Annotated in this window: 2 protein-coding genes; both read right to left on the bottom strand. The window is 49.0% G+C overall.

The annotated features are described in order from the left end of the window. Nucleotides 1-55: 55 nt before the first annotated feature. Nucleotides 56-700, bottom strand: a complete 645-nt coding sequence (thiE, locus tag KDK14_RS04880; protein ID WP_257263896.1) for a thiamine phosphate synthase — start codon at nt 698-700, stop codon at nt 56-58. 16 nt (nt 701-716) lie between these two features. Beyond that, nucleotides 717-2,123: a dicarboxylate/amino acid:cation symporter gene (locus tag KDK14_RS04875; RefSeq protein WP_257263895.1), complete on the bottom strand. Its 1,407-nt coding sequence runs from the start codon at nt 2,121-2,123 to the stop codon at nt 717-719. Nucleotides 2,124-2,608: the final 485 nt, after the last annotated feature.

Raw genomic sequence — 2,608 nt, 5'->3', positions numbered from 1 at the left:
AATATATGATTTCATATGGTTAGCTACTTATTATTTTGTGAAGGTGGAATTGGTACTAAACAACTTTACGCTCAGTATCGTTAAACAGAGCCATAAAATTCCGGGCTTGATTCCGGATATTTTGTGCCGCAAACAGGTTATTAACGACGGCAACCATATCAGCACCGGCAGCAATGACTTCAGCAGCATTGTCCGTGGTGATGCCGCCAATGGCGACAATGGGCAGGTCAAACCTGTCCTGTGCCTGCGCCAGAATGGCAAGCTCGGCATTTTTGGCATCGGGTTTGGTTCGGGAGTGGAAAAACTTGCCAAAGGCGATATAGTCGGTCCCCTGTTCAACAGCCGCCCTGGCCATTTCCAGGGAGTTCCCACAACTGGAACCAATAATGGCATAATCACCCAGCCGCGCTCTGGCATCGGCAATACTGTCATCCTGCTGGCCGAGGTGAACGCCGTCGGCCTCGACATCCAGGGCCAATTCAACGTCATCATTGATGATCAGCAAGGCCTGGTATTGATGGCAGAGAACCTTCAATGCGCCAGCCTGTCGCAGCCTTTTATCGGAATCGAGGCTTTTATCGCGGTATTGCAGGATTTTCATACCGCCCACCAGAGCCTGGCCTACTGTTTCGATCAGTACTCTGTCATCGGGTTGCAGTTGACTATCGGTAATACCGTACAGGCCGTGAAATCTATGCATGGTCCATACCCAACTATTAAATATCCGGCAGATTATACCAGTTTATCGCCCTTGTCTTTAAGGGACGTTCATTATTAACCATGAGACCAGCATTTATCCTGTTCCGTTTAAAATGGGTTCTGTTTCCCGCTAACGCAGCAGAATCCAGAGCAACTCTCTCACTTCCTGTTGAGTTTTCCCCGCTGGTTTCAGGCGTGGTTTCACCCACCGAGCAGAGTATGCCGGCCACCGTATTGCCAACCACATTGGTGACCGTGCAGCCAGCGTCGGTAATCCGGTCAGTGGCAAGAATGATCGCCATGGCTTCAACTGGCAGCCCCATGGTGTGTAACAGCACCCCGGTAGAGACAGCGGCTCCGCCAGGGATACCTCCGGTAGCAACAGCCAGAAGGAAGATGGTGAATCCCATGGTGCCCATTTCCAGAAAGCTCAGGTCAACATGCCAGGCATTGGCCACAAACAGGGCGGCAACGCTCATATATATCGCGGAACCGGACATATTAATGGTGGCTCCCAAAGGAACGGTGAAGCCGGCGATATGTTCCGGGACTTTGAACTTTTCGATCAGTGTCTGGTAAGTAATCGGGATGGAAGCGTTGGAGCTGGCGGTAGAGAGGGCAAAAATGACCTGTTCACGGGTGTGACGAATAAACACCAGCGGGGAGCGTTTGATAACCAGCCCAATGATTACCGGATAAATAACAAATAGCCAGAGGCACATAATGAGCAGGCAGGTCAACACATAGGAAAGCACACTTAAAATGCTGCTGCCGTTTAATGTGGCGGCCAGTTTGGCGGTTAGAAAGAAAACCCCAAAGGGAGCCATACTCATGACCATGCCAATCAGTTTCATCATCACGCTGTTGGCCAGGGAAATAGCATTGCTGACACTGTGGGTTTCGTGATTTTCCAACTTCTTGATGGCAACTCCGGTAATGATTGCCATAAACAGGATTTGCAGAATATTGCCTTCTGCCAGTGCCTGAAAGGGGTTTGTTGGTACCACGTTAATAATCATATTTAACAGTGATGGCAGCTCAGACTGGTCCGAGCGGACCAGTTGATCAACATGACCAAGATTGGCACCGGTACCCGGAGCAATCATCGAGGTGATGACCATGGCCGACAGGATGGCAAACAGTGTATTGCCCAAATAGATTCCAAAGGTTTTAACGCCCAGTCTGCCTACCTGGGAAATATCATTAAGGCTACAGACGGCGTGGGCAATGGAGACAAAAATAAGGGGGACAACCAGCATTTTTATCATTGCCACGAACATCACACCTATGGCGTGAAACAGGCCACTGACCAGGTATTGCTGAGCAATACCTTCCGGGGAGGCAACTAACTGGATGAAAATACCAGTGACCATTCCCAGTATCAGGGCAATCAGTATTTGAGGGGCCAGATTTTTCTGCATCATACATTCTCCACTCAGTATCAATTTAAGTGAAACGGCTCTGCTGACTATTGTCCCCTGTACTAATTTAGAACGTTTTATCAGTAACAAGTTCCCATCAAAAATTAAAATTTGGGATTTATTAATGACAAATTCACATTTTAGTTGAAATTTATCGGATTTTATGAAGCTTTGGTCAGGGCAGTCTATTCCCGGACAGCCTCCCGGGTGTTCCATCAGGACATGGTGACGGAAAGGTTGACGCACCTCCCCTCCCGGTTGCTGGCAAGGCTGAACAAAGCAACCGGCGGTCATTGGCGACCAATTTCAAGCGGCTGAAATGCAATGTTCGCCTGGCCACAGACTACGATCCGGGAGGCTGTCCGAGAATAACTTCCTTATTACTCAGCCCAAAAACGTGTTTTCTCCTGCTGCCCGCACGAGCACATGCGTTTCCAGCTTTTCGGGAAGCGGGGAGCATCTTTGGAAATGTGGAAGTTATTTCATAC

This window comes from Endozoicomonas sp. ONNA2, from assembly GCF_024606365.1.
Lineage (GTDB): Bacteria > Pseudomonadota > Gammaproteobacteria > Pseudomonadales > Endozoicomonadaceae > Endozoicomonas.
Note: the sequence above shows the minus strand (reverse complement) of the source record. Positions and strands in the feature narration are given on the sequence as shown.